Here is a 24,820-nt window from a genome sequence, read left to right on the forward strand (position 1 = left end):
AAGCAAGAGGAAGTGAGGGAGCGTCACCCAACAAGTCCCGAAAAGTGCGGGAGCGTCAGGAAGGAGCTAGTCGTCGGTGCGGAAGACCTGGACCACCGACGGGCGCGGGGCGCGCGCCTGGCCACGCGCCGGCGTCGCCCCGGCCGGAACGTAGTCCGGGAAGAAGGACAGCTGTGCATCGAAGGTGCCGTCCTCGCCCGGGTGCTGCACGGAGACGAAGACGGTGCGTTCCTGGTCGTGGATGATGGGCCCGCAGGTCTCCCCGTCGCGCGGGACGGCGAGGAACTGTTCGACGCGTCCGCGTTCGGCGCCGTCGAGGGTGACCTTGAACAGCCCGTCGGCCTTGCCGATTCCGGAGGGGGCGCCGTCGGTGGAGATCCAGAGGTTGCCGACCGAGTCGAACGCGAGGTTGTCCGGGCAGGAAATCGGCGAGACCTTGTCCACCGGGTAGCCGGAGAAGTAGGTGACATCGCCCTGCGCGGGATCGCCGCAGACCATCAGCAGGTTCCAGGTGAACGCCGTGGAAGTCTGGTCGCCGGTCTCGGTGATTTCCACGATGTGTCCGTCGCGGTTTTCGTTGCGGGGGTTGACCTCGGTGGCGCTTTCCTTGCCGATCTTGCCGCGGTCCGAGTTGTTGGTGCAGGCGACGTAGACCTTGCCGGTGTGCAGGCTGGGCTGCACGTCCTCGCAGCGGTCCATCTTGGTGGGGCCGACCTTGTCGGCAGCCACGCGGGTGTACACGAGCACTTCCTCGACGGACATCCCGGTCACACAGGACTTCCCGCCGACGACGAGGGGCAGCCATTCGCCGGTGCCGTCGAATCCGCCGTCGGACGGGACCGTGCCGGTGCCGGTGATCTCGGACGCCGGGGAATTGCCGGCGAACCGGGCTACGTACAGGTCCCCGGCCGAGAGCAGCGTCATGTTGTGCTTGCGGTCGCCTTCGCGGTACTTGCCGGCGGAGACGAACTTGTAAAGGTAGTCGAAGCGCTCGTCGTCGCCCGAGTAGGCCACGACATGCCCGGATTCGGCCACGATCACGTTGGCGCCCTCGTGCTTGAAACGGCCCAGCGAGGAGTGCTTCTTCGGCGTCGACGTCGGGTCGAAAGGGTCGACCTCCACGATCCAGCCGAAGCGGTTGGCCTCGTTTTCGTAGCCCGCGGTGCGGGTATCAAACCGCGGATCGTCCAGTTCCCACTGCCGGGCCGTGGGCTTGTTGGTGAGTCCGTAGCGCTTGTCTTCGGCGGAGGTGCCGGGCGCGACGAAGTACCCGTTGAAGTTTTCCTCGCCGGAAAGGATGGTGCCCCAGGGGGTGGTGCCGCCGGAGCAGTTGCCCAGCGTGCCGAGGATGGTGCGGCCCGCCGGGTCCGCCTTGGTGCGGACCAGCGGGGAGCCGGCCACCGGGCCGGTGAGCTCATAGGCCGTGTTGTTCAGGTAGCGGCGGTTGAGCTTGGCACCCTTGATGTAGCTCCAGGGCTTGTTCTTGTTCTTGCGTTCCAGCTCCACCACGGAGAGCCCGTGGGCCGCGGCGCCGATCGCCCGGACATCCGCGGCGGGCAGCGAAGCCGGGAACATGATGGTCTCGTTCGTGTATTCGTGGTTGGTGAACAGCACCGCGCGGCGGCCCTTGCTGCCGGGGAGCTCGAGGATGTCGGTGTAGTCGTTGTTGTAGCCGAACTGCCGGGCCTGCGCGGCAGCGCTCTGGTTGCCGAGGTCGAAGTCCGGGGCATCGTTGAAGATGGGGTCGCCCCAGCGGATCACGGGCTGCCAGGTGAAGCCTTCCGGAACGGTGAAGGCGTCGACGGCGGCGTCCACCGGGGCGATGGCGGCGAACCGGAGCTTGGACGCGCCGAAGCCGTTCTTGGCTGCCGCGGACAGGCCGGGGCCGCCGTCGGCCGCGGCGGACTCCGCCGACGTCACGGCCCCTCCGAATGCGACGGCGAGCGCCCCGGCCGCGCCGAAGCCCAAGGCCGCGCGGCGCGACATCGTGGCGGACGCGATGTCCCGGAAGTAGCTGTTCGAACTGGTGTTGCAGACCTCGCCCGAGCAGGCGTTGTCGCACTTGAGTGCGCAGGTGACGGGGCTCCGCTTGCCTTTGGTGTGGCCGAGCATGGGGAGCAGGGAGAACTTGCGTCCGGAGGAGACAGACATGGAGAGACCTTCCACGGGGGTGGGTTGCGGGCCTCCCCACCGTTCCAGCCGTGTCCAACGCGCAGGAGTCTTCCGGATGAAGTCCGGGTGAACTCCCGCCAGACGTGAAGGAGCATCTCAGCAGGCGTGGCGTCTCAGCGGGCGGGGGAGGCGAGCACCGCGTGGACGCGGCGCAGACGGTCCAGCCACCAGTCCCTCCGCTCCGGCGCGGCGGCGTACTCCGCCAGCAGGCCCGGATCGGCGGTGACGCCGCGGAGGCGGATGGCGCCGTCGTCGGGAACGAGGGAATCCCGGGTGACATCGGCGGCGAGCAGGGACACGGTGCCCAGCCCGCAGGCGTACGGAAGTTCGGGCAGGGCGGCGGCGAGCGCCAGCCCGGCGCGGATTCCCACGGACGTGTCCAGGGCCGAGCTGACCACGGCGGGGAGCCCGGCCTGCGCCACGATGTCCAGCGCGCGGCGCACGCCCCCGAGCGGCGCCACTTTGACCACGATCAGGTCCGCGGCGCCGGAGCGGGCCACTCTGAGCGGATCGTCCTCCTTGCGCACGCTCTCATCCGCGGCAATCAGCACAGGGACGCCGGCAGCCCGCAGCCGGCGGCGCACCTCGGCGAGGCCGGCGATGTCGGGGACCGGCTGTTCGGCGTATTCCAGTCCGACGTCGGCCAGCCTGGTGAGTGCCGCGACGGCGGTCGGCACGTCCCAGCCGCCGTTCGCGTCGACCCGGATCGCGGCGTCCGGCAGCGCGGCGCGGACGGCGGCGACGCGGGCCACGTCGTCGTCCAGGCTCTGCCCGGGCTCGGCCACCTTGATTTTGACGGCGTCCACCCGCCCGAAGCGGGCCAGAATGTCCGGGACCCTGACCGCGCCGATGGCGGGGACCGTGGCGTTGACAGGGATGCTGCCCCGAAGCGGGGTCGGGAAGCCTTGCCAGCCGGCTTCGACGGCGGCGGCGAGCCACCGGGAGGCTTCCTGATCGCCGTATTCCGGGAAGGGGCAAAACTCGCCCCAGCCGAGCGGGCCTTCCAGCAGCAGGGCTTCGCGTTGGAGGATGCCCCGGAACTTCACCCGCATGGGCAGGCTCACCACATGCGCGACGGCGAGGAGTTCCTCGAGTCCGGGCAGCGGTCCGGCGGACAACGGGGCATGGTTTCCGGGAGCATCCGGCGACGGCGGGGCCGAGTGGGTGGGCATGGGATTCACTGTACCGGTGCTGCGTGCCGGGCCGCGGGCCCCGGCACGCAGCACCGGGCCAACCCGGACCACCCGCCCACCGCGGGCATCCGGACGCTAGGAACGCCCCGGGTGCCGGAGCTCCCAGACGTCCGCCGCTGCGCCCTGCGGCAGTTCCAGCTGCCAGTCCTCGCCGGGGCCCGGGTAGGCACGCAGTGTGGTGGGCACCGAACCGTGGCGGTACACCTCCACGATGGAGGCATCAATAAAGATCCTGAGCTCGTCGCCGCCCGCCACCGCGTCGGCGAATACGGTCCGTCGCTGCCCCGCGGAATTGAGGACGAGCCGGAGGGTGCCTTCTCCGCCGCTCACCCGGATTTCCGCTTCAGGCGGCACCGCCAGGGTGCCGGCGGCCCCGCGGTGCAGCCGGGCGCCGCGGTAGGCACGAAGTTCGGCCGCGGGTTCGACGGCGAGGACGCCGCCGTGGACCGAGAGCTGGCGGGGGAACGTCAGGATCCCGGCCCAGCCGGCGTCGTCGATCTCTTCCGGGCTGCGCCCGGGGCTCCCCTCACCGTCCTCCAGTTCAGCGGACCAGCCCCAGAGCAGCGCCCGGTCGTCGAGGGCGAGGATCTGCGGGGCGTAGAACGCCGGTCCCAGATCCGCTTTGCCTCCCGCCGCGGGCGTGAACACGGGCAGCCCTGCTCCGTTGGGTGCCAGCGAGCCGAGGAGGTAGCCGACGCCGTTCGGGTGGTCGTGGTGGTCTGCCGCGAGCCACAATGAGGCCATCAGGAGCCAGGTTTCCGCCCCGGACGAGTCCGGGACCCGGACAAGCTGCGGGCACTCCCAGATCTCCGCGGGCAGATGCCGGGCGGCGAGGTGGTCCTCCGTGCTGAACCAGATCCCCTCGTACGTCCACCGCCGGACGTCATCGGCGCTGTAGAGCAGCACGGCCGCGTGGCCGGACGTCAGCCCGGCGCCCTGGAGGGCGAAGCGGCGGCCCTGAAAGTGGAACAGAAAGGGATCGCGGACGGCGGTGACCTGCGGGTCCGGTGGAATCTCCGCCGCGACGTGGCCCTCCTGCGTCCAGGAGCGGAGTGCCGCGTCCGCCCGGGCCAGGACCACACGCGAATGGCTTCCCTCGGTGTCCACGCCGGAGTACACGGCGGTGGGGACGCCGTCGTCGTGGGTCACCACACCCGACCAGCACCCCAGCGCGTCCGGTCCGCCGGGCTGTGGCCGGAGCGCCACCGGTTCCTCGTCCCAGCGGACCAGGTCCGGGGAGCTCAGGTGTCCCCAGCAGATGCGCTGGTGCCGGGCCGAAGCGGGGTTGTACTGGAAGAACACGTGAAAGCGGCCGTCGGTGTAGCACAGGCCGTTCGGATCGTTGATCCAGCCTTTCGCGGGCCTCGGATGGAAGTGGGGAAAGGCCGGGTCCGGATGCTGCGCCGCGGTGTCCATGGCCAAAACACTACCCGCGCGCGGGCAGCAGGAGCCCTCAGAAAGTTCGCAGAGTTCTGTGGGAACCTGATACGGATGAGTTTTCGGCAGGACCACAGCATGCACGCGGCCTCGGACTACCCGCAGCCGCCGTCCCCGCGCGCCCCGGGCACGCCCGCAAGCAACGCCGGCCGCCAGGGCAGGGGCGCCGGCGTCCTCTTCCTGTTGGCCACCCTCGTCAGCATGGCCGCACTTGCCGCGACCTACTACTTCTTTGTCCGCACCACGACGGGCCAGTTCATCGACGAATCCGCGCTCGTGGAAGCAGTCGAAATCCACGGGGCCGCCGGAAAGGCCGCCAACAAGCTCCTGGACTGGCTGCCGGCGCTGTCCCTGCTGCTCGCCACGGTTGTGGTCCTTTTTGTGACCGTGATGCGGCGGCGCTGGGCGGCGGCGGGGATCGCTGTGACAGCCTGCGTGGGCGCCAACGTGGCCACCCAGATCCTGAAGGACATCGTTCCCGTCCGGCCCTACCGCGGGATCGAAACCCTGGAACTGAATTCGCTGCCGTCCGGACATACCACCCTGGCCGCGTCAGCCGCGGCAGCGGTGTTCCTCATGGCGACCCCGCGCTGGCGTCCGCTGGCCGGGTTCCTGGGCGGCAGTTTCGCCGTCGCCACGGGGCTGTCCACTCTGATCAACCAGTGGCACCGGCCCGCGGACGTGGTCGCGGCCTTCCTCGTGGTGGCGGTCTTTATGCTCCCGGCAGGCTGGCTGATCATCCGCACGGGACCGCGCTGGAACGTCTGGGACGGCTACGGAGAGCACTGGGCCTCTTCCCGCTTGTGGCTGGCGCTGCCACTGCTGGCGGGACTCGCCGCGGCCGCCGTCGCTGCCTTCTCCCTGCTGGGCGCTGCGGCCTGGCAAGGCCAGAACAACAGCGGCAGCAGCACGCACTATTTCTGGGCCGGGACCTCGCTCATTGCTATGGCGGGCTACTTCGCCACGGCCGCCGGCGTATGGCTGTTCGGCTATGCGGCACGACGGCGGAACCCGCCCCGGCGCTGACCGGCCGTTTACATCCGGCCCGCCGGGGGCCAGAATTAGTCCCGCACAGCCACTGGCTCGGCAGCGCGTTGGCCCGGCCGTCCACACGGTCAGCTGCCACGTCTCGAGGAACTGCCATGAGCACTGATTCTCCGGTTTCACGGCGCGCCACCACCCTCGCGTCCGTACCGTCGCAACAGCGGATCAACACGTTCCTCCGCGACTCCGTCTACGCCCGGCGCCAGCATGCGCCGGGGATCTGCGACTTCGCCCTCGGCAATCCCCATGAGATGCCGCCGCCCGCCTATGTCGAAGCCCTGGCGGAAGCGCTGACGCCCCGCAATGAGCGGTGGTTTGCCTACAAGACGAACGAGCCGGAGGCGCAGGCCGCGGCGGCGGCATCCCTGCAGCGGCTGCTGGGGCTGCCCTTCGAGCCGGCGGACATCCACCTCACGACGGGCGGCTTCACCGCGATTCCGCTGGCGCTGAAGGCCGTCGCCGACCCCGGGGATGAAGTCATCTTCACCCTGCCGCCCTGGTTTTTCTACGAACCGCTGGCGATCGAGGCCGGGCTGGTGCCCGTGAAGATCCGCTGCGACGCCGAGACGTTCGACTTCGATCTGGCGGCGCTGGGGGCGGCCATTACGCCGCGGACCCGGGTGGTGATCGTCAACACGCCCAACAACCCGACCGGCAGGATCTATCCGCCCTCGCTCCTGAAGGACCTGGCGGACATGCTGGAAGGGGCCTCGCGCAGCAACGGGCGGCGGGTCTACCTGCTCTCCGACGAGCCGTACAACCGCATAGTCTACGACGGCGCCCGGTTCCACAGCCCCGCCGAATACTATCCGTACACGCTTCTTTCCTACTCCTATGGCAAGACCCATCTGGCGCCCGGGCAGCGGATCGGTTACCTCGCGCTGCCGCCCACCATGCCGGACCGCGGCCCGCTCCGGGAAGCGCTCACCGCCTTGCAGATGGCGATGGGCTGGATTTACCCCAATGCCCTGCTGCAGTACGCGCTGCCGCGGCTGGAACAGTTCTCGATCGACGTCGCCGAGCTGCAGCGCAAACGCGACCTGATGGTCGACGCGCTGGCCGGGATGGGATACCAGGTCACCCGGCCGGACGGGGGGTTCTACCTCTTCGTCCGCACCCCCGCGGACGACGACGAGCAGTTCACCGCTGCCCTCGCGGACCAGGATGTCTTTGTCCTGCCGGGGACCTTGTTCGAGACCCCGGGCTATTTCCGGATCTCGCTTACCGCGTCAGAGGACATGATCCAACGCGCCCTGCCGGTCTTTGCCGCGGCGATCCAGCGTTTCGGCGGGACGGCCCGTCAGTAGTTTCGGCGGGACGGCCCGTCAGTAGTTTCGCCGGTGCTTCAGCTTGGGGATGGTGACGGCGAAGACCGCGGCGGCAGCGAAGCCGAGCACTCCGGTGGCGGCCACTCCGGCTCCGAGCGAGGCCACGGCGGTCACGCCTGAAAGCAGCACCGGGCCGCCGGTGGCCCCGGCGTCGGCCATGAACCGCCAGATGCCCAGGAACTGGCCCCGGCCGTTGTCGGGTGAGAAGTCGGCTCCCAGCGTCATGTTCAGGCCTGAACTGATGCCGTTGCCGAAGCCGATCAGGAGTGACGCGAGCAACAGGCCCGCGAAGCCGGTGCTGAGCGGGATCAGCAGCATGGCCGTGCCCATGATGAGGGTCGACGGGATGGCCACCCACAGCCGGCCCTTGCGGTCCATCAGTTTGCCGGCCGGATAGAAGACCAGCATGTCGATGGCGCCGGACAGCCCGTAGATCAGCGACGCCTGTGTCGCGTCCATCCCGAGGTGCTCGGCCCACAGCGGGATGACCACCTGCCGGGACGCACGCAGTGCGCTGAGCAGCAGCACGCCGACGCCCACAGTCAGGAAGACCCCGGCATGGGAGACGGCGACGCCGCGCAGCGTTGCCTGCTGGACCGGGACGCCGTCGTGCGCGGCGGGCTTGGCTACGAAGTCCGGGATGGTGATGGACAAGACGGCGGCCGCGGCCATGGCCACGACACCCACCCAGTAGGCGCCGGTGATTCCGGAGAACTGCATCACGGCGGCGCCGATGAACGGTCCGATGAAGATGCCGATCCGGTTGACGCCGCCGAGCGTGGACAGCGCCCGGGCCCTGATGATCACCGGTACCGCCTCGGTCAGGTATTTCTGCCTGGCCAGGCTGAAGACGCTGGCGGCCATGCCGACAACAACCATGGCCGCCGCCAGCAGCCAGAGTCCGCCGGACAGCAGCGGGGACAGCGCCGCGGCGGCCAGGGCGACGGCGCTCCCAACCGCCGCGCCCACCATGGCCCAGCGTTCGCCGAACTTCAGGGTGATGAGTGAGGCGGGCAGGTTGAAGAACCAGGAGCCGAGGCCAATGAGGGTGACGATCAGCGCGGCGACGGCCACCGAGGCGCCGAGGTCGCGGGCCGACAGTGCCACCACGGGCAGGATGGCGCCCTCGCCGATGCTGAACAGCAGCGCCGGGCCGAAGGCGGGGACGGCGATGCTGCGGAGGGTGAAGGGGGCGGCGTGGCTGGTGGTGGTCATCCCCTTCATCCTAGGGCGGACGGCGTGCCGGGGCGGTCAGGCGTCGAAGTGCGTGCGGACTTCGTCCGCAGTGAGGTTCCGGAGAACCTCAGCCGCGACGTCCCGGAGCTTCTGGTTCCGGTTGCTGGAAACGCGGCTGAGGATGCTCATGGCTTCCTCCTGGGAACAGCGGTTCTGGGCCATCACCACGCCGCAGGCAAGATCAATGGAGGTGCGGTGTTCCATGGCGGCCTGCAGATCCTCGGCGCGGGACTGCGCGGTGCCGATCCGGACCGCCAGGCGGAGGGAACGGCCGGCGAGGTCGGCAAAGCCGGAGGCGTTGGCAATAATGTCCTCGGTGAACAGCCCGGTGTCGGAGCCGAAGAAGTTCAGGGCGGCGATGGCGTCCTCGCCGATTTCCAGCGGCACGCCGAGGGTGCTGCGGACGCCCTGTGCGGCGAGCTGCACCTGGTAGTCCGGCCAGCGCGGATCGGTATCGACGTCGGCGAGCAGCACCACAGACCGGGTCCGCAGGGCTTCGATGCAGGGGCCGTCGCCGAGGCTTTGCTCGATGCGGTCCAGGATGACGGCCCTGGGGCTGCTCCCCGCAACGGTCATGGTCTTTTTCCGGCGCTGCAGGGTGACGCCGCATTCGATCTCGGCGCCGGCGGCGTGGCTGAGTGTGGCCGCGGAAAATTCAGCGAGGCGGCCGAGGAAGTCCTCGACGTTCTCCGTTCCCATCAGGAGGTCCTGCAGCTGCAGGGCGGCTTCGTCCCCGGCGTTGTTGATCATCCCTAAAATGTAGGGCGGACCCCCGCCCGGCACAACTTCGCCCCGTGTCGTTACCGGTCGTGGCCGCAAACCCAAGTGCCTAGACGTAGCCGTCCACGATTGCGGCGGCGATCTCGCGGTAGGCCCGCCGGGTTTCCGGGCGGAGGACATCGAGGGTGACCAGGTCGCCGTCGGCCACGCCGCGGTCGTGCGGCACGGCGATCAGCTGGCGGCAGATGCCGGACAGGTGGTCCTCGATCGCGTCCTTGTCCACGCGTGAGGACACCTCGTCCTTGTCCGTGATGACCACAACGGCGTTCCGGGCGAGTTCCTCGTAGCCATGGCTGGCCAGCCAGTGCAGGGTGCTGCGGGCGCGCTTGGCACCGCTAACCGCGTAGCCCGCCGCGATAATCAGGTTGTCCGCGGACTGCAGGATGCCCTTCATGGCGTTGTGCGTGACGCCGGTGCCGCAGTCGGTCAGGGCCACCGAATAGTAGCCGGAGATGAGCTTGCGGATCCGCAGGTATTCCTCGGCGGTCAGCGAATCGGAGACCTCGGGATCCTGTTCGCCGGCGATCAGGTGCAGGCGGCCGGCGTGGTGCATGTACCGGGCCAGCGCGGTGAGGGAATCGATGGATTCGATGTTCTTCAGCAGGTCCGTGATGGTGCGGGGGCTCTGCTGCTGGTAGATGCCCTCGCCGAGGGCCCGCTCGACGAGGTCGCCGGAATCCGGGTTCGCGTCGATGGCGCACGGCGGGTCACCGCGGAACTCCGCCAGGGTCAGGCCGACGCCCACCGTCGTGGAGGTCTTGCCGATGCCGCCCTTGAGGCTCAGGACGGCGGTGTTGTAGCTTCCCTGGAGCTGGCGGGAAATGCGCCGCGCCAGCTCGTCCTCTTCACGCTGCCGGGCGCTGGGACCCAGGTTCAGTCCGCCGCCGGTCAGGGAGTAGAGGGCTCCCCGGAAGCCTCCGACAGGCCGGGGCTTCTGCTCGCGGACGAACAGACCCGGGGAGCTGATGAAATCGGGGGCCGGGGCGGTCAGGGCCGCGGCCCGGCTGGCGGAGCGGGTGGCCCGCGCCGGCGGGGCAGGCACGGCGGGGGCGCCGCCGGGCGCCGCCGGCACAGCCGAACGGCGCGACAGGGGCGCGGCCATTTCGAAGGCGGCCGACTCCGTCTCGGAGTCCTCGAGCGCCTCCTCGTCGGACGTCTGCACGTCCACGCCGGCCGCCGGGCCGGCGCCCTGCGTGGCCGACGCCGGCGGGGTGGCCGGCGGCTGCGGTGCGGCAGGGACCTGCCGGATCAGCGGGACGGCGCCGGTCGCGGCGTTTCGTTCGTCGGCTGCTTCAGCGGCCTCGGCCCAGGAATTGCGGCGCGGCGGACGCGCCGCCTGGGTGTCGACGGCGTCGGAGGGTGTGATCGGCATGGTTCCTGTCCGGGCGTCGGAGTCCTCACCCCGGCGGCGGTCACGCCGGCGCCGGAGTTCGGGTTGCTCTGCCTCTGCGGCAGCGTTAACTGTGTTGTTGTCCACCGGATCGGGCATATTGGTCCCCCCTGGGACTCACAGCGCAGGCGGCTGCGGTGCTCGTTTGATTTGGTCCAAACTGCAATTCTAGGGGCAGTCGTGCGTACCCTTACCATCGGCGCCCCCAAGCCGCGGACTCAGTGGTGTGCGCGGGTCTCCTGCAGGCGCCTGATGAACCAGCGGGACTGCTCCGGGCCGTACGGCAGGATCGGGACGGCCTTGGTGGCGTCGTCCGGGGTTTCCCGGGTGGCTTGGGTCGCCTGCCGCACCGCCGTCGTCATGGTGTTGGCCATGGTCTTCACGAACTGGTCGCTGCACGGCTCCCCGTGGCCCGGAACCAGGAATTCGTAGCGGTGCCGCAATGCGGAGACGTGCCGGAGGACGTCTGCCCACTCTTCGGGGTAGGAATCCTCAAAGGACGGGTGTGAGCCCTGCTCCACCAGGTCCCCGGCGTAGAGGGTGGTGGCCGTTCCCACGAGGAGGTCGCCGTCGGTGTGTCCGTGGCCGAGGTAGAAGAAGGTGACGGTCTGGCCGCCGAGGTCCACGAGGACCGGCTGGTCTTTCACGATGGCGTTCGGGACCACGAGTTCGGTGTTGTCTCCCTCGCCGGCCGCCATTTCCGGCTCATCGGCCGCGACGGCGGGGCGCTGGCTGTCGCCGTTCTCGTCAATCTCGGCGGCGCAGTTCTCGTGCGCCCAGAACTCGGTCACTCCGGCGTCGGCGAACACCGCGTTGCCGAAGAAGTGGTCGTAGTGGGCGTGGGTGTTGACGACGACCAGCGGCAGCTGCGTCTTTTCCCGCACGGCGTCCAGGATCTCGCGTCCCTGCCGGGGTCCGCTGCCGGTGTCGATCACCAGTGCGCGTTCGGAGCCGACAACCAGGCCGGTGTTGAGCAGGGAACCTTGGGTGGTCAGGACGTAGTTGTCCGGGCCAACCTCGAGCCATCGTGACATTAAATCTCCGTATTCCGGCGTTGATCCGGCGTCGTTGGTGCGATGTTTCTGCCCTCGATTGTACCCACCGGAGCTGGCCGGAAGCTGGAAGCCGGACCGCGCGGGCGGTCTATCCGCCCGCGCGTCCGTGCCCGGCTACAGGTCCGCGAGCACCGAGCCCGGGTTCTCGATCGCGTCGGCCACGTAGCGCAGGAAGCCGCCGGCGGTTCCGCCGTCGCAGACACGGTGGTCGAAGGTGAGGGTCAGCTCGGTGACCTTACGCACGGCGAGTTCGCCGTTGACCACCCAGGGTTTGTCGATAATGCGCCCCACACCGAGGATTCCCACCTCGGGGTGGTTGATGATCGCGGCGGAACCGTCCACCCCGAAGACCCCGTAGTTGTTCAGCGTGAACGTGCCGCTGCCCAGTTCCGCCGGGGTCGCCTTGCCGTCGCGCACGACGGCGGTGAGCCGGCGGATCTCGGCGTCCAGTTCGCGGGCGCTGAGTTTGTCCGCGTTGCGCACCGACGGCACCATCAGGCCGCGATCGGTCTGGGCCGCGAAGCCGAGGTTGACGCCGTCGAACGCCACAATTTCCTGCGACGCTCCGCCGGCGGTGTCCTCGGTGGTCACGATCCGGGTGTTCAGCTCCGGGAACTTCTTCAGCCCGGCGGTGACGAACCGCGCGATGAACGCCAGCAGGCCCGGGGTGTGGTGCGGATCCGCTTTCTTGAGCGCGGCCCGCATGTCCACCAGCGCGGTGGCGTCAACATCCACCCAGACCGTCGCTTCCGGAATCTCGGAACGGCTGCGGGTCATGTTCGCCGCCACGGCCTTCCGCACGCCGCGGACGGCCGTCCGCCCGGTAACGCCCAGCCCGGTGCGGGCATCGGTGTCGCCGGCAGCCGAAGCCGCAGGTGCCGCCGGCGTCTCCGCAGGCGCCGCCGGCCGCTCACCCGCAGCGGGCTTGATGACAGCCTCGACGTCGCGCCGCATGATGAGCCCGCTGGCCCCCGAACCTTGGAGTTCCCCCAAATCAACCCCATGGTCCCGCGCCATCCGCCGGACAAGCGGAGAAATAACAGCCCCCAACTTCCCGGGAACCCGGGTCCGCATCAGCACCAGGTCATCGGCGGCCTTCTCAGCCGCAGAAACCTGGGCCACCGGTTCAGCCACGGCAGGCACGGCAGCCCGCCTAGGAGCCCGAGTCCGCCGAGCAGCCCCATGCCCGCCAGGAGTCCCATAACCGATCAGGACGTTGCCAGAACCGGCCTTCTCCTCCTCGCGATACACCTCAGCCGCAACAGCGGCAGCAGAAACGGACGGCGAGCCAGCAACGGCACCAGCCGACGCAGGCAATGCCGCCCCGGGAGTGGCATCGGGCCTTCCGGAGCCGGCAGCATCGTCCGCAGGACGAATGCTGTCCGGCGAAGGGGCGGGGGCGGCATTGCCTGTGGCGGCGACTGCACCGGACGCGGCGCCACCAACAGGAGTCACCGAAATTAGCGGCTTCCCGACGTCGAGCGTCTGGCCGGGCTCGCCGTGCAGCACGGCGACGGTGCCGGCATACGGGGAGGGCACTTCGACCATGGACTTGGCCGTCTCGACCTCGGCGATCGGCTGGTCGACGCGGATCTCGTCGCCCACGGCCACGAGCCAGTTAACGAGCTCGGCTTCGGTGAGGCCTTCGCCGAGGTCCGGGAGGAGGAATACTTTCGGTTCGCTCATGGTCAGTCTTCCCACTGGAGGTCGTCAACGGCGTCGAGGATGCGGTCCACGCCGGGCAGGTAGTAGTGCTCGAGCTTGGGCGCCGGGTACGGGACATCGAAGCCCGTGACACGGCGGATCGGCGCAGCCAGGTGGTGGAAACAGCGTTCCTGGACCCTGGCCACGATCTCGGAGGACACGGACGCGAAGCCGTGAGCCTCGGCGATGACCACGGCGCGGCCGGTCTTGCGGACCGAGGCACAGACCGTCTCGTCGTCGAAGGGCACGATCGAGCGGACGTCGATCACCTCGAGCGAGCGTCCCTCCTCGGCGGCCGCTGCTGCGGCGGCAAGCGCCGTCGGGACGGACGGTCCGTAGGCGATCAGTGTCGCGTCGGTGCCGGGGCGGGCGACGGCGGCACGGCCCTCGGAGGACGTGCCGCGTGCGGTGTTCTCGGCGTGTTCGGCGCGGAGGGCGTCCAGGTCCACCTGGTCCTTGGACCAGTAGAGCTTTTTCGGCTCCATGAACATCACGGGGTCATCGGAGTCGATGGCCTCGCGGAGCATCCGGTAGCCGTCGGCGACGGTGGCCGGGGTGAACACCTTGAGCCCGGCGGTGTGGGCGTAGTAGGCCTCGGAGGAATCGCAGTGGTGCTCCACTCCCCCAATGCCGCCGGCGTAGGGGACCCGGATGACCATGGGCAGTTTGACGGCGCCCTTGGTGCGGTTGTGCATCTTGGCGACGTGGCTGACGATCTGCTCGAACGCCGGGTAGGCGAAGGCGTCGAACTGCATTTCGATGACCGGGCGCATGCCGTTCATGGCCATGCCGACCGCCATGCCGACGATGCCGGACTCGGCCAGCGGGGTATCGAAGCAGCGGTCCTTGCCGAAGGTCTTGGTGAGCCCGTCGGTGATCCGGAAGACGCCGCCGAGCATGCCGACGTCCTCGCCGAAAACCAGGACCGAGGGATCCGTGTGCATGGCGTCCGCCATGGCAGAGTTCAGGGCCTTGGCCAGGGTGATGGTCTGCGGGCCGGCCTGTTCGGCCACAACCGCCGCCTTCGCAGCGGCACGGGCTGTGGCGGCACTGACGTTGCCGTTCGCCTCGGACGAGGTGGTGATGGTGGGGCTCATTTTGCGGCCTCTTCCCGGGAGAGTTCGTCGGCAAGCAAGGCGGACTGTTCCTTTAGCTGGGGCGTGGGGGTGGAGAAGACGTACTTGAAGAGATCCTGCGGTTCCACGGGGACTTCCTCGCTCAGGCCTTCGCGGAGCTGGGTGGCTACGGCTTCGGCCTTCTCGGCGATCCCGGCGGCACGCTCGTCGTCGAGCAGTCCGCGGTCCGTCAAATAGGTCTCCATCCGGCTCAGCGGATCCTTGGCCACCCACTGCGCCACCTCACTGTCCTGGCGGTACCGGGTGGCGTCGTCGGCGTTGGTGTGGGCCTGCATGCGGTAGGTGTGGGCTTCCACGAGCAGCGGGCCGGAGCCTTCACGGGCGAGCCGGACGGCCCGGCCCAGCACGGCCAGGAGGGCGACGATGTCGTTGCCGTCCACGCGTTCGCCAGCCATGCCGTAGCCCACGGCCTTGTGCGCCAGCGACGGCGCGACGGACTGGTGCGCGAGCGGCACGGAGATTGCGTACTGGTTGTTCTGGACGAAGAACACCACCGGCAGGTGGAAGACCGCCGCGAAGTTCAGTGCCTCGTGGAAGTCGCCTTCGCTTGTGGCACCGTCGCCGCACATGGCCAGGACCACGGTGTCCTCGCCGCGCAGCTTGGCCGCGTGGGCCACGCCGACGCCGTGCAGCAACTGGGTGGTCAGCGGGGTGGATTGGATGCCGACCTTGTGCTTGGTGGGGTCGTAGCCGCCGTGCCAGTCGCCGCGGAAGAGCGTCATGGTCTGGACGGGATCGACGCCGCGGGCCATCACGGCCACGGAGTCGCGGTAGGTGGGGAACATCCAGTCGCCGTCGGACAGGCAGAGGGCGGCGGCAACCTGGCAGGCTTCCTGGCCGTGGCTGGACGGGTAGACGGCCATCCGGCCCTGCCGGACCAGGGCGGAGTTCTGGTCATTGACCCGGCGGCCGACCACCAGCTGCTCGTAGGCGGCCAGCAGTTCCTCGTCGCCGGGGAGGGCGTACTCGTGGCCCGGCTGGGTGCCCTGCTCGGTGTGCGGGTTCAGCGTGCCGTCCGGTCCCACCATCTGGATCTGGTGCCGTGCCGGCAGCATGTAGTCCTCGACTGTGATGCCGAACTTGCGTACCGCCTCGCTGGCGGCGTCTTCCGGCGCTTCTGCGGAGATCGTCATTGGTCCGTCCTTCTGTAGCCACTATTCACTCCCAGTATGCCGCCGGACGATGTTTCGTATCCAGCTCCAGCTTAAATCGTGGAGAAGTCCAGAAAATTGGCCTATTCTGGAAGACAAACTGTAAGTGTGAGCTGGATTACCGGTGGGGGTTGTGGACAAATGGCAGAGCCCGATGCGGAACAGTCGGCGGTACCGCTGGATGACGTGGACCGGAACATCATTGCGGAACTCACGAGGGACGGCCGGATGTCCGTCACGCAGGTCGCGGAGAATGTCCACATCTCCCGCGCCCATGCCTACACGCGCATCTCCCGGCTGACCGGCGAGGGCGTCCTGACCAAGTTCACGGCGCTGGTGGATCCGATCAAGGCCGGCCTGAAGTCCTCCGCCTACGTGACCCTCAAGGTCCGGCAGCATTCCTGGCGGGAGCTCCGGGAACTGCTGCGGGCCATTCCGGAGGTGCACCACATCGCCCTGGTGGGCGGGGACTTCGATGTCATCCTGCTCGTGCGCGCCGTGGACAACGTCGATCTGCGCCGGGTGATCTTCGACCAGCTGCAGTCCATGCCCGGGGTGCTGGACACCCAGACGTTCCTGGTGTTCGAGGACCTGGACACCCGGTAGCCGAGCCGTTTACCCCTTGAAAACCGGCGTCCGCTTCTCCTGGAACGCCCGGAACCCCTCCGAGTAGTCATCGGTCTTGCAGAGACGGGCCTGCTCGGCGTTTTCCTCCTCCATGGACTCCCAGAGGCCCAGCCGCTGGTCCCGGATGTGGGCCACAAGTTCCTTGCTCGCGTTGAACGCGCTCGTGGCGCCGGTGGCTGCCTTGGCCACGATGGCGCGGGTGTTCTCCAGCAGGTCGGCCGCCGGCATGGCCCGGCTGAACATCCCCTGGGCCACCGCTTCCGCGCCGGTCATCAGCTCCGCCGTGTAGATCAGGTCCAGCGTCCGGTGCATGCCGAGCCGCTCGGTAAAGTACCAGTGGCCGCCGGAATCGAGCGTGGCACCCAGGTTTGCGAAGGGCGACCCGAACTTGGCGTTTTCCGCCACGTACACCACATCCGTGGCCAGCAGCAGGCCCAGCCCCACCCCCAGGCAGGCGCCCTGGGCCGCCGCGAATGTGGGGGCCGGGAAGGCCGTCATCTTCTTCAGCAGCGGCTGCAGGAGCCCGCCCAGGTAGCCCTGGACGTCGTCCGTTTCCGGGGTGACCCCGGCGATGTCCCGTCCCGCGCAGAAAGCGCGGCCCTCTCCCCTGAGCAGCAGCGCCCGCACCTCACCGCGCGAGGCGGCGGCAGCGGCGTCGTCGTACGCCCGGGACAAATCCCTGAGCGCCTGCTCGTCCAGGGAGTTGAGTTTGTAGGGGGCGTCCAGGACGATCTCGGCGATGCCGTCGGCGATGGAGAGGGAAATCATGGGGCTCCTCGGTGGAGTGGGTGCGGTGCGGCGGGCGGTTTAGACGTCGAAGTCGACGGTGACTTCCGGCGTCGTGGGGTGGGACTGACAGGTGAGGACGTAGCCCTTGTCCAGTTCGTCCTGTTCGAGTGCGTAGTTCTCATCCATCGTGACGGCACCGGTGACCACCTTGGCGCGGCAGGTTCCGCAGACGCCGCCGGCACACGCGAACGGCACGTCCGGGCGGACCCGCAGGGCCGCGTTCAGGATCGATTCGCGGGCGTGCGTGGGGCTGGCCACCTCGCCCTGGAGGCCGTCCAGCTTGAAGGTGATCTTGTACGTGGCCTGGGACTCGTCCACAATCACCGGACGCCCGGCGTTGCCCTCGGGGCGGTCCGGCTTGCCGGTGGTGAACAGTTCGAAGCGGATGTGGTCCGGGTTGACGCCGCGCTGGGCCAGGGTGTCCCGGCACAGCTGGACCAGCTCGAACGGGCCGCACAGGAACCACTCGTCGACGTCGTCGGCATGGATGGCGGTCCCCAGCAGGGCCTGCAGCTTCTCCGCGTCGATCCGGCCGCTGAGCAGCGGGGCGATGCGCTGTTCACGGGAGAGAACATGGTGCAGGGCGAGCCTGGACGGGTACTTGTCCTTCAGGTCGGCGAGCTCCTCGAGGAACATCACGTCCATGGCGGCCTTGTTGGCGTAGACCAGGTCGAAGCGCGTGTCCGGATGCGCCGCGAGCAGGGTGCGGGCAATCGCGATCACGGGGGTGATGCCGGAACCGGCGGCGATCGCCACGAAAGAGCCGGACTCCCCCGCCAGGGCGTTCGCCATCTCGTCCGGATGGTTCATCGAGTTCATCAGGTTCTGCTCTTTGCCGTCCCGGCCGTGCTTGGACACGAACGCGCCCATCGGGCTCATGACGTCCAGGACGTCGCCGGCCTTGAGCTCGGCGTTCGCCCAGGTGGAGAACAGCCCGCCCAGGTCCTTCTTGATCGCGACGCGGATCTCGCTGCTGCCGTCCGCGAAGCTGCGCGGCTCGGCGCAGATCGAGTAGCTGCGCCGGATTTCCTTCGGCTCGCCCGATTCATCCGGCAGGGTGGTGCGCAGGGCAACGTACTGGCCGGGGAGGTAATCGAACTGGCCGGCGAGCTCTGCCGGAACACCGAAGGTCACCTCGATGGCATCGTCGGTGAGCCGGCGGACCTCATCGACCGTGAGCGGGTGGAAGGACGCGCGGCGGCGGCCGGTGGCTGCAGCCGATTCAGCGGCGGTCTGGCGGACAACAGTCATAGGAGCACCTGTTCCTTACAAAACTTTGAAGTAGTCGAACGGTTCCTTGCAGTCCTGGCAGACGTACAGCGCCTTGCAGGAGGTGGAGCCGAAGCGGGTGAGTTCCTTGGTGTTCAGCGATGAACACTGCGGGCATTTGACGGCGAGGGACAGGCGGACCGGCCCGGCGTGCCGCACGGCGTTGGAATGACCGGAGGGCGGAGCGATGCCGTACTCCTGCAGCTTGGCCTTTCCGGCCTCGCTCATCCAGTCCGTGGTCCAGGCCGGCGAGAGGACCATGTCCACGTTGACGCTGGGGTAGCCCTCGCGGTTGAAGGCGGCCGTGAGGTCGTCGCGGATGGCGTCCATGGCCGGGCAGCCCGAGTAGGTGGGCGTGATGGTGATATGGACCGTGGGGACCATTCCGCCGTCGTCCGCGTTGGGTTCCTTGGTCACCTGGACGTTGCGCAGGATCCCCAGATCCTCGATGGTGAGCACCGGAATTTCCGGGTCGCAGACCGTGGCGGCGAGGTCCCAGGCCTTCTGCTCGGGAGTCTTCTGCTCCGCAGGCCTGGCCTCGGCGGCCGTGGGGTGGCTGACGTACATTTCCATGGTGGTTACCAGCTGGCTCCGGGGTACTCGCGGGCGAGCACCTGCATTTCCGCGAGGATGTAGCCGAGGTGCTCGGAGTGCAGTCCCTTGCGTCCGCCGCCGGGGGCGGGCTGGACCTTGGGAACGTCCAGTTCGGCTTCCGCGAGGACCTCGCCGGTGAGGCGGTCGAAGTCGGCGCGGAGGCTGGACGGTTCGACGGCCGCGCCACTCGCGCTGAGCCGGGCGGTGAGCTCGTCGTCGCGGAACAGCTCGTCCACGTACGGCCAGATGACCTTGAAGCCGTGGATCATCCGCTCGCGGGACTCGTCCGTGCCCAGGGCCAGGCGCAGCACCCACTGGGCGCTGTGGTCGCGGTGGTAGTCCACCTCTTTGACAGCTTTGGCGGCGATGCCGGCCAGCGTGGCGTCGGTGGACTGCGTCAGCCGGCGGTAGAGCTCGAACTGGTAGTAGCTGACGACGAACTGGCGGGCGATGGTGACGGCAAAGTCGCCGTTCGGCTGCTCGAAGATCTCCGCGGACCGGAATTCGTGCTCGCGGCGGAAGTAGGCGAGGTCGTCCTCGCTCTTAGCTGTGCCGTCCTCTCCGAGAGCGCCGCCGGCGTAGCTGAGGAAGGAGCGGGCATGGCCCAGCTGGTCCAGGGCGATGTTGCCCAGGGCGATGTCTTCTTCGAGCTCCGGGGCGCGGGAGATCCAGTGGCCCAGGCGCTGCGCGAGGATCAGGGCGTCGTCGCCCAGGCGCAGGGCAAACTCGGCGACGTCCTCGTCCGGCTTCGCGGTGCCGCGGCTGACGGCCAACGCGATGTCTTCCGGACGGAGGGCGTTGCCGGGGGTGATGCGGGTGGCGCTGGCCGTGGCCTCGCCGCTGCCGCTGGCTCCCTTGACGCCGACGTTGAGGTCGCCGTGGCCGGATGTTTCTGCTGCCGTATCGGGTGAGGTGCTCACAGGTGCTTCACGCCCTCGCTCTTGGTGTAGTACGTCGCGTGACGGTAGTCCTTGCCCTGGGGCGACTCGAAGAACGAGCCTTTGGCGTCCGGGTCGCTCGAGGCGATGGCGTCGGCCGGGACCACCCAGATGGAGACACCCTCGTTGCGGCGGGTGTAGAGGTCGCGGGCGTTGCGCAGGGCCATGGCGGCGTCCGGCGCGTGCAGGGAGCCGGCGTGGACGTGGGACAAGCCGCGGCTGGAACGGACAAACACTTCCCAGATGGGCCAGACGTTTCCTGCGTGCGGTTCGGGGGTGGTCATGCTGCGGATTCCTTCTCTGCTTGCTTGCGGCTCTGCTTGGCCGCGTAGGCGGCGGCGGCTTCGCGCACCCAAGCGCCGTTGTGGTGGGCTTCGCGGCGCCGTTCCAGGCGCTGGGCGTTGCAGGGTCCGCGGCCGGCGAGGACTTCGTGGAATTCCTCCCAGTCCAGCGGGCCGTGCTCCCATTTCTTGGTGTCCTCGTTGAAGCGGATGTCCTTGTCCGGGAGAGTGAGCTCCAGGACCTTGACCTGCTCCATCATCATGCCGACGAAGCGGTTGCGCAGTTCGTCGTTGCTGAAGCGCTTGATGTTCCAGGCCATGGACTGCTTGGAGTTGGGCGAATCGTCATCCGGCGGGCCGAACATCATCAGGGCCGGGGCGTACCAGCGGTTCACCGCGTCCTGGGCCATCTGCTTCTGCTCCGGGGTGCCGTGGGAGAGTTCCAGCAGGATTTCGAAGCCCTGGCGCTGGTGGAAGGATTCTTCCTTGCAGACCCGGACCATGGCGCGGCCGTAGGGGCCGAAGGAGGCGCGGCACAGCGGCACCTGGTTGGCGATAGCGGCGCCGTCGACCATCCAGCCGATGGCGCCCATGTCCGCCCAGGTGCGCGCGGGGTAGTTGAAGATGGAGGAGTACTTGGCCTTGCCGTCCATCAGGTCCTGCATCATCTGGTCGCGCGGCTGGCCGAGGGTCTCGGCGGCGGAGTACAGGTACAGGCCGTGGCCGGCCTCGTCCTGGACCTTGGCCATCAGGATGGCCTTGCGCTTGAGGCTGGGCGCGCGGGAGATCCAGTTGGCTTCCGGCTGCATGCCGATAATCTCCGAGTGCGCGTGCTGCGAGATCTGGCGCAGGAGGGTCTTGCGGTACGCCGGAGGCATCCAGTCGCGGGGTTCGATCCGCGAGTCGTCTGCCATGACTTTGTCGAAGTAGGCCTGGCCTTCAGCGTCGCGCCGGGCCACATCTTCGGGGCTCTGTTCGTGCCGTGCCGATGTTGGTTCTCCGGGCACTGACTGCAGGGTCTGCGATGCCATGGTTGCTCCTATGCATTTCCGATAAATAATTACCGACCGTTCGTTCAGGATATGCGGAAGGCGGGAGATGCGTCAAGCACCCCGGCCCTCCTCTGGCCCACATGACAACGGCCGGCTTCACGACCGTCATCGACCCGTTATCGCGGTTTCCGCCCCTTTGCCCCACCCCGGTGGTAACGTCCGGCCATGGGAACGTCGCCGGATCCAGAGGAAGCAGCGCCGGGCCCAGCCACGGCACCTGGCGGGATGCACCGCCGTCGGACACTGACAATCGCCATCATCGCCGGGCTGGTGGTGCTCGCCGTCGCCGCTGCCGCATTCCTGCTGAACCGGCCGCGGGCCCAAACCGCGGCCCCGGTGGAGACATCCGCCCCGACCCCGGCGGTCACCCCCAAGCCCACACCGACGCCGACCCCGGATCCGCCTCCCGTCGCGCTGAACATCCTCCTGATCGGCAGCGACAGCCGCGTTAACGCCCGGGCCGCGGCGGCATCCGGCAAGGTCTCCGACCAGCGTGCGGACGCCCTCGTCTTCATCCATCTCCCGGCAGACCGCCGGAACGCCTATGGCATCTCCATCATGCGTGACCTGTGGGTGGACATCCCCGGCTACCGCTCGGCCAAGGTCAACGCCGCACTCGAGCTCGGCGGGGTGCCCCTGATGACACGGACTGTGGAGGCTTTGCTGGGCCAGCGCATTAACCACACCGTGATGCTGGACTTCCAGGGCTTCGCTGCCATGACCGACGCCCTCGGCGGCGTCGACGTCACCATCAAAGAGCCATTCACCGGCACCATCGACAACTTCGTTCATTTTCCGCGGGGTGTGAACAGGCTCAACGGGCAAAAGGCGCTGGCCTTTGTCCGCGAGCGCCATGCCTTCGTCGACGGCGACTTCCAGCGGGTCCGGAACCAGCAGACGTTCCTCAAGGCCGTGATGGCCAAGATGGCGGCCGAAGGCGGGCTGAAAAACCGGGACACCGTGAAGAAGGTGGTGGCGAAAGTCCTTCCCCACGTCACGGTGAATCCGGGACTCACTGTGCTGACGCTGGAACGCCTCGCCTTCAGCCTGCGCAACACGGCCCCGGGCAAAGGCGTGTTCTTCACGCTCCCCACCGGCGGCTTCGGGACCAGCTTCGACGGCCAATCCATCATCCTGCAGGACCTTGCGGCCACGGCCGCCGTCTCCGCCGCGCTGGCTTCCGGCACCCTGGGAAAGTACGTCGCCGCGAACAAGTTGCAGAACGGCAACTGACGGGCCGAGCCGCAAGAGCCGCCGGGCCGCTGCGGCCAGGCGGGCGGCGCGCGCCCCTTGCCCTGGCGGTAGATTGGAGAAATGACCCAGACTCCCGCGCAGCTGTCCCCCCAGCCCCCTGTTGCCAAGAAAATCCCCGCCCTCCGCACGCACCACGGCGATGCCTTCGAGGACAACTACGAATGGCTCCGGAACAAGGAGTCCGCGGAGGTCGTGGAGCTACTCAAGGCTGAGAACGCCTACCAGGAGGCAGTGACCGCCCACCAGGGGCCGCTGCGCGAGGCCATCTTCCAGGAGATCAAGGGCCGCACCCAGGAAACGGACCTCTCCGTTCCCAACCGCAAGGACGGCTGGTGGTACTACACTCGCTCGGTGGAGGGCCAGGAATACGGCATCCAGTGCCGAGTCCGGGCCGAAGATACCGGGGACCGCGTTGCCGACTGGACTCCCCCTGCCGTCGAGGTCGGCGTAAACATTCCGGGCGAGGAGATCCTGCTGGACGGCAACGTCGAGGCGGCGGGCAAGCCGTTCTTCGCCGTCGGCGGTGCCGCCGTGACCATCGACGGGAACCTCTACGCCTATGCCGTGGACAACGCCGGGGACGAGCGGTTCACGCTCCGCATCAAGGACCTGCGGACCGGCGACGTCCTCCCGGACGTGATCGAGAACGTCTTCTACGGCATCTCCTTCTCCCCCGACGGCAGCCGGATCTTCTATACCGTGGTGGACGATTCCTGGCGGCCGTACCAGGTGAAGTCCCACGTGCTCGGCACACCTGTCAGCGAGGATGAGGTCATTTACCAGGAGGACGACGTCGCCATGTGGCTGGGCTTCGAGCTCTCCGCCGACCGGCGCCACCTCGTCCTGAGCATCGGCTGCTCGGAATTCAGCGAGACCCGGCTGCTGCGCTTTGACGCGCCCGACGCCGGGCTCAGCACCGTCATCTCCCGCGAGGAAGGCATCCTCTACGAGGCGGAGCCGTTCCTGCTGACCGACGCCGCGGGCGCCCAGACCGAGGCCATCCTGGTGACCCACAACAAGGACGCCATCAATTCCATGGTCTCGCTCGTGGACCCGGCCGAGCTCGCCAAGCCGCTCGCCGAGCAGCACTGGACCACCGTCGTCGAGCACTCCGACCAGGTCCGCGTCAACGGCGCCGGCGTCACCTCGACGCACTTGGTGGTGTCCGTCCGCAAGGACACGATCGAGCGCGTGCAGGTCCTGCCGCTGGCCGGCCTGGGGACGCCGGAGCAGGGCGAGCCGGTGGAGCCGGCCTTCGAAGAGGAGCTCTACACCGCAGGCGTCGCCGGGTCCGACTACGAGGCTCCCGTGATCCGGATGGGCTACACCTCCTACTTCACGCCGTCCCGGGTCTACGATTTTGTGCTCCCGACGGCGGAGCTGCCCGCCGGCGAACTGCTCCTGCGCAAGGAAAGCCCGGTGCTGGGCGGCTATTCCGCGGCAGACTACGTGGCCACCCGCGAGTGGGCGGTCGCCGCGGACGGGACACGGATCCCGCTCTCGGTGCTGCGCCACGCCTCGGTGGCGCAGGATTCGACGGCGGCCGGCCTGGTGTACGGCTACGGCTCGTACGAGATGAGCATGGATCCGAGCTTCGGCATCCCCCGGCTTTCCCTGCTGGACCGGGGCATCGTGTTTGTGATCGCCCACATCCGCGGCGGCGGGGAACTGGGTCGGCACTGGTACGACACCGGCAAGAAGCTGCAGAAGAAGAACACCTTCACGGACTTCATCGCGGCCACCGACTGGCTGGCGCAGTCCGGCTGGGTGGACCCGGCGCGGATCGCGGCCATGGGAGGTTCGGCCGGCGGACTGCTGATGGGCGCGGTCGCCAATCTGGCGCCGGAGAAGTACGCGGCCATCGTGGCTGCCGTACCGTTCGTGGACGCCCTGACCACCATCCTCGATCCTGAGCTGCCGCTCTCCGCGCTGGAGTGGGAGGAATGGGGCAACCCGATTACCGACCGCGACGTCTACGAGTACATGAAGTCGTACACTCCGTACGAAAACGTCCGCGCCGCTGCCTACCCCAAGATCGCGGCGGTCACCTCGTTTAACGACACGCGGGTGCTCTACGTGGAGCCTGCCAAATGGGTGCAGCGGCTGCGCGAGCTCAACACCGGCAGCGAGCCGATTGTGATGAAAATCGAGATGGAGGGCGGCCACGGCGGCGCCTCGGGCCGCTACGTGCAGTGGAAGGAACGGGCCTGGGACTACGCGTTCGTCGCCGACTCCCTCGGCGCCACGGAACTGCTGCCGGGGGCCGGACTGAAATAGGTGACCGGCTGCTCCGTAACGGCCCTTTTGAACCCTCAGAAGGGCCGTTACGGAGCAACGGATGGACTTGGCGGGGTTTTTCGGGAGTTGTCTACCGAATAAATGCTCATCAT

General features: G+C 68.4%; 21 protein-coding genes. 5 read left to right on the plus strand and 16 right to left on the minus strand.

Annotation, left to right across the window (positions count from 1 at the left end; genetic code table 11):
* Positions 1-66: 66 nt before the first annotated feature.
* The 3 genes from AC6EUH_RS02515 to AC6EUH_RS02525 all read right to left on the minus strand — a co-directional run bounded on the left by AC6EUH_RS02515 (position 67) and on the right by AC6EUH_RS02525 (position 4,781).
* A complete protein-coding gene (locus AC6EUH_RS02515; RefSeq protein WP_056424797.1) occupies positions 67-2,151 on the minus strand; it encodes a PhoX family protein in 2,085 nt (694 codons plus the stop codon).
* A 134-nt stretch (positions 2,152-2,285) separates the two neighbouring features.
* Positions 2,286-3,344 (minus strand): o-succinylbenzoate synthase, encoded by a 1,059-nt coding sequence (locus AC6EUH_RS02520; protein WP_499737702.1) that lies wholly within the window; start codon positions 3,342-3,344, stop codon positions 2,286-2,288.
* Positions 3,345-3,440: 96 nt separating this feature from the next.
* Positions 3,441-4,781, minus strand: coding sequence for a glycoside hydrolase family 32 protein (locus AC6EUH_RS02525; RefSeq protein ID WP_499737703.1), 1,341 nt, complete (start codon positions 4,779-4,781; stop codon positions 3,441-3,443).
* A gap of 99 nt (positions 4,782-4,880) precedes the next feature.
* Here AC6EUH_RS02525 and AC6EUH_RS02530 point away from each other — a divergent pair, with 99 nt between their 5' ends.
* Together AC6EUH_RS02530 and AC6EUH_RS02535 are read left to right on the plus strand one after the other, a co-directional pair.
* The gene (locus AC6EUH_RS02530; RefSeq protein WP_499737797.1) at positions 4,881-5,828 is read left to right on the plus strand and encodes a phosphatase PAP2 family protein; all 948 of its coding nucleotides are present in this window, start codon (positions 4,881-4,883) and stop codon (positions 5,826-5,828) included.
* Between the two features lie 116 nt (positions 5,829-5,944).
* Positions 5,945-7,153 carry an aminotransferase class I/II-fold pyridoxal phosphate-dependent enzyme gene (locus AC6EUH_RS02535; RefSeq protein WP_499737704.1) on the plus strand — a complete coding sequence of 403 codons (1,209 nt, stop codon included), beginning with the start codon at positions 5,945-5,947 and terminating at the stop codon, positions 7,151-7,153.
* Between the two features lie 18 nt (positions 7,154-7,171).
* On the opposite strand, the gene AC6EUH_RS02540 is transcribed toward AC6EUH_RS02535, so the two are convergent.
* The 7 genes from AC6EUH_RS02540 to pdhA form a co-directional block, all read right to left on the minus strand.
* Positions 7,172-8,389, minus strand: a complete 1,218-nt coding sequence (locus tag AC6EUH_RS02540) for an MFS transporter (protein WP_499737705.1) — start codon at positions 8,387-8,389, stop codon at positions 7,172-7,174.
* Between the two features lie 36 nt (positions 8,390-8,425).
* Complete coding sequence (locus AC6EUH_RS02545; RefSeq protein WP_056424782.1) at positions 8,426-9,160, minus strand: GAF and ANTAR domain-containing protein; 735 nt, start codon at positions 9,158-9,160, stop codon at positions 8,426-8,428.
* Positions 9,161-9,239: 79 nt separating this feature from the next.
* On the minus strand, positions 9,240-10,562 hold the full coding sequence (locus AC6EUH_RS02550) for a MinD/ParA family ATP-binding protein (RefSeq protein WP_499737706.1): 1,323 nt from the start codon (positions 10,560-10,562) through the stop codon (positions 9,240-9,242).
* Positions 10,563-10,798: 236 nt separating this feature from the next.
* Complete coding sequence (locus AC6EUH_RS02555; RefSeq protein WP_056424777.1) at positions 10,799-11,614, minus strand: MBL fold metallo-hydrolase; 816 nt, start codon at positions 11,612-11,614, stop codon at positions 10,799-10,801.
* A gap of 135 nt (positions 11,615-11,749) precedes the next feature.
* Positions 11,750-13,321 carry a dihydrolipoamide acetyltransferase family protein gene (locus tag AC6EUH_RS02560; RefSeq protein ID WP_499737707.1) on the minus strand — a complete coding sequence of 524 codons (1,572 nt, stop codon included), beginning with the start codon at positions 13,319-13,321 and terminating at the stop codon, positions 11,750-11,752.
* A gap of 2 nt (positions 13,322-13,323) precedes the next feature.
* Positions 13,324-14,436, minus strand: coding sequence for an alpha-ketoacid dehydrogenase subunit beta (locus tag AC6EUH_RS02565; protein ID WP_056424772.1), 1,113 nt, complete (start codon positions 14,434-14,436; stop codon positions 13,324-13,326).
* Entirely contained in the window at positions 14,433-15,608 is a 1,176-nt protein-coding gene (gene pdhA, locus AC6EUH_RS02570) for a pyruvate dehydrogenase (acetyl-transferring) E1 component subunit alpha (RefSeq protein ID WP_499737708.1), read from the minus strand. Before pdhA ends, AC6EUH_RS02565 begins: the two co-directional genes overlap by 4 nt.
* Positions 15,609-15,767: 159 nt before the next feature.
* Here pdhA and AC6EUH_RS02575 point away from each other — a divergent pair, with 159 nt between their 5' ends.
* Positions 15,768-16,232 (plus strand): Lrp/AsnC family transcriptional regulator, encoded by a 465-nt coding sequence (locus AC6EUH_RS02575; RefSeq protein ID WP_056424769.1) that lies wholly within the window; start codon positions 15,768-15,770, stop codon positions 16,230-16,232.
* Between the two features lie 9 nt (positions 16,233-16,241).
* Here the strand turns inward: AC6EUH_RS02575 and AC6EUH_RS02580 are convergent, their stop codons facing one another.
* From AC6EUH_RS02580 to paaA, 6 genes are read right to left on the minus strand one after another with little or no spacing between them, the layout of a single operon-like run.
* Complete coding sequence (locus AC6EUH_RS02580; protein WP_056424766.1) at positions 16,242-17,021, minus strand: enoyl-CoA hydratase/isomerase family protein; 780 nt, start codon at positions 17,019-17,021, stop codon at positions 16,242-16,244.
* A 39-nt stretch (positions 17,022-17,060) separates the two neighbouring features.
* Positions 17,061-18,293 (minus strand): 1,2-phenylacetyl-CoA epoxidase subunit PaaE, encoded by a 1,233-nt coding sequence (paaE, locus tag AC6EUH_RS02585; RefSeq protein WP_056424763.1) that lies wholly within the window; start codon positions 18,291-18,293, stop codon positions 17,061-17,063.
* Positions 18,294-18,308: 15 nt separating this feature from the next.
* The gene (gene paaD / locus AC6EUH_RS02590; protein ID WP_056426524.1) at positions 18,309-18,878 is read right to left on the minus strand and encodes a 1,2-phenylacetyl-CoA epoxidase subunit PaaD; all 570 of its coding nucleotides are present in this window, start codon (positions 18,876-18,878) and stop codon (positions 18,309-18,311) included.
* 11 nt (positions 18,879-18,889) lie between these two features.
* Positions 18,890-19,825, minus strand: coding sequence for a 1,2-phenylacetyl-CoA epoxidase subunit PaaC (gene paaC, locus AC6EUH_RS02595; RefSeq protein ID WP_499737709.1), 936 nt, complete (start codon positions 19,823-19,825; stop codon positions 18,890-18,892).
* A complete protein-coding gene (gene paaB, locus AC6EUH_RS02600; protein ID WP_024367847.1) occupies positions 19,822-20,127 on the minus strand; it encodes a 1,2-phenylacetyl-CoA epoxidase subunit PaaB in 306 nt (101 codons plus the stop codon). Before paaB ends, paaC begins: the two co-directional genes overlap by 4 nt.
* Positions 20,124-21,155, minus strand: coding sequence for a 1,2-phenylacetyl-CoA epoxidase subunit PaaA (gene paaA, locus AC6EUH_RS02605; RefSeq protein ID WP_056424756.1), 1,032 nt, complete (start codon positions 21,153-21,155; stop codon positions 20,124-20,126). Before paaA ends, paaB begins: the two co-directional genes overlap by 4 nt.
* A gap of 186 nt (positions 21,156-21,341) precedes the next feature.
* Here paaA and AC6EUH_RS02610 point away from each other — a divergent pair, with 186 nt between their 5' ends.
* Both AC6EUH_RS02610 and AC6EUH_RS02615 read left to right on the plus strand, forming a co-directional pair.
* Positions 21,342-22,409, plus strand: coding sequence for an LCP family protein (locus AC6EUH_RS02610; RefSeq protein WP_235500063.1), 1,068 nt, complete (start codon positions 21,342-21,344; stop codon positions 22,407-22,409).
* Positions 22,410-22,490: 81 nt separating this feature from the next.
* Positions 22,491-24,707 (plus strand): S9 family peptidase, encoded by a 2,217-nt coding sequence (locus AC6EUH_RS02615; protein WP_499737710.1) that lies wholly within the window; start codon positions 22,491-22,493, stop codon positions 24,705-24,707.
* The last annotated feature ends 113 nt before the right edge of the window (positions 24,708-24,820 follow it).

Source organism: Arthrobacter sp. 001422645, from assembly GCF_059816125.1.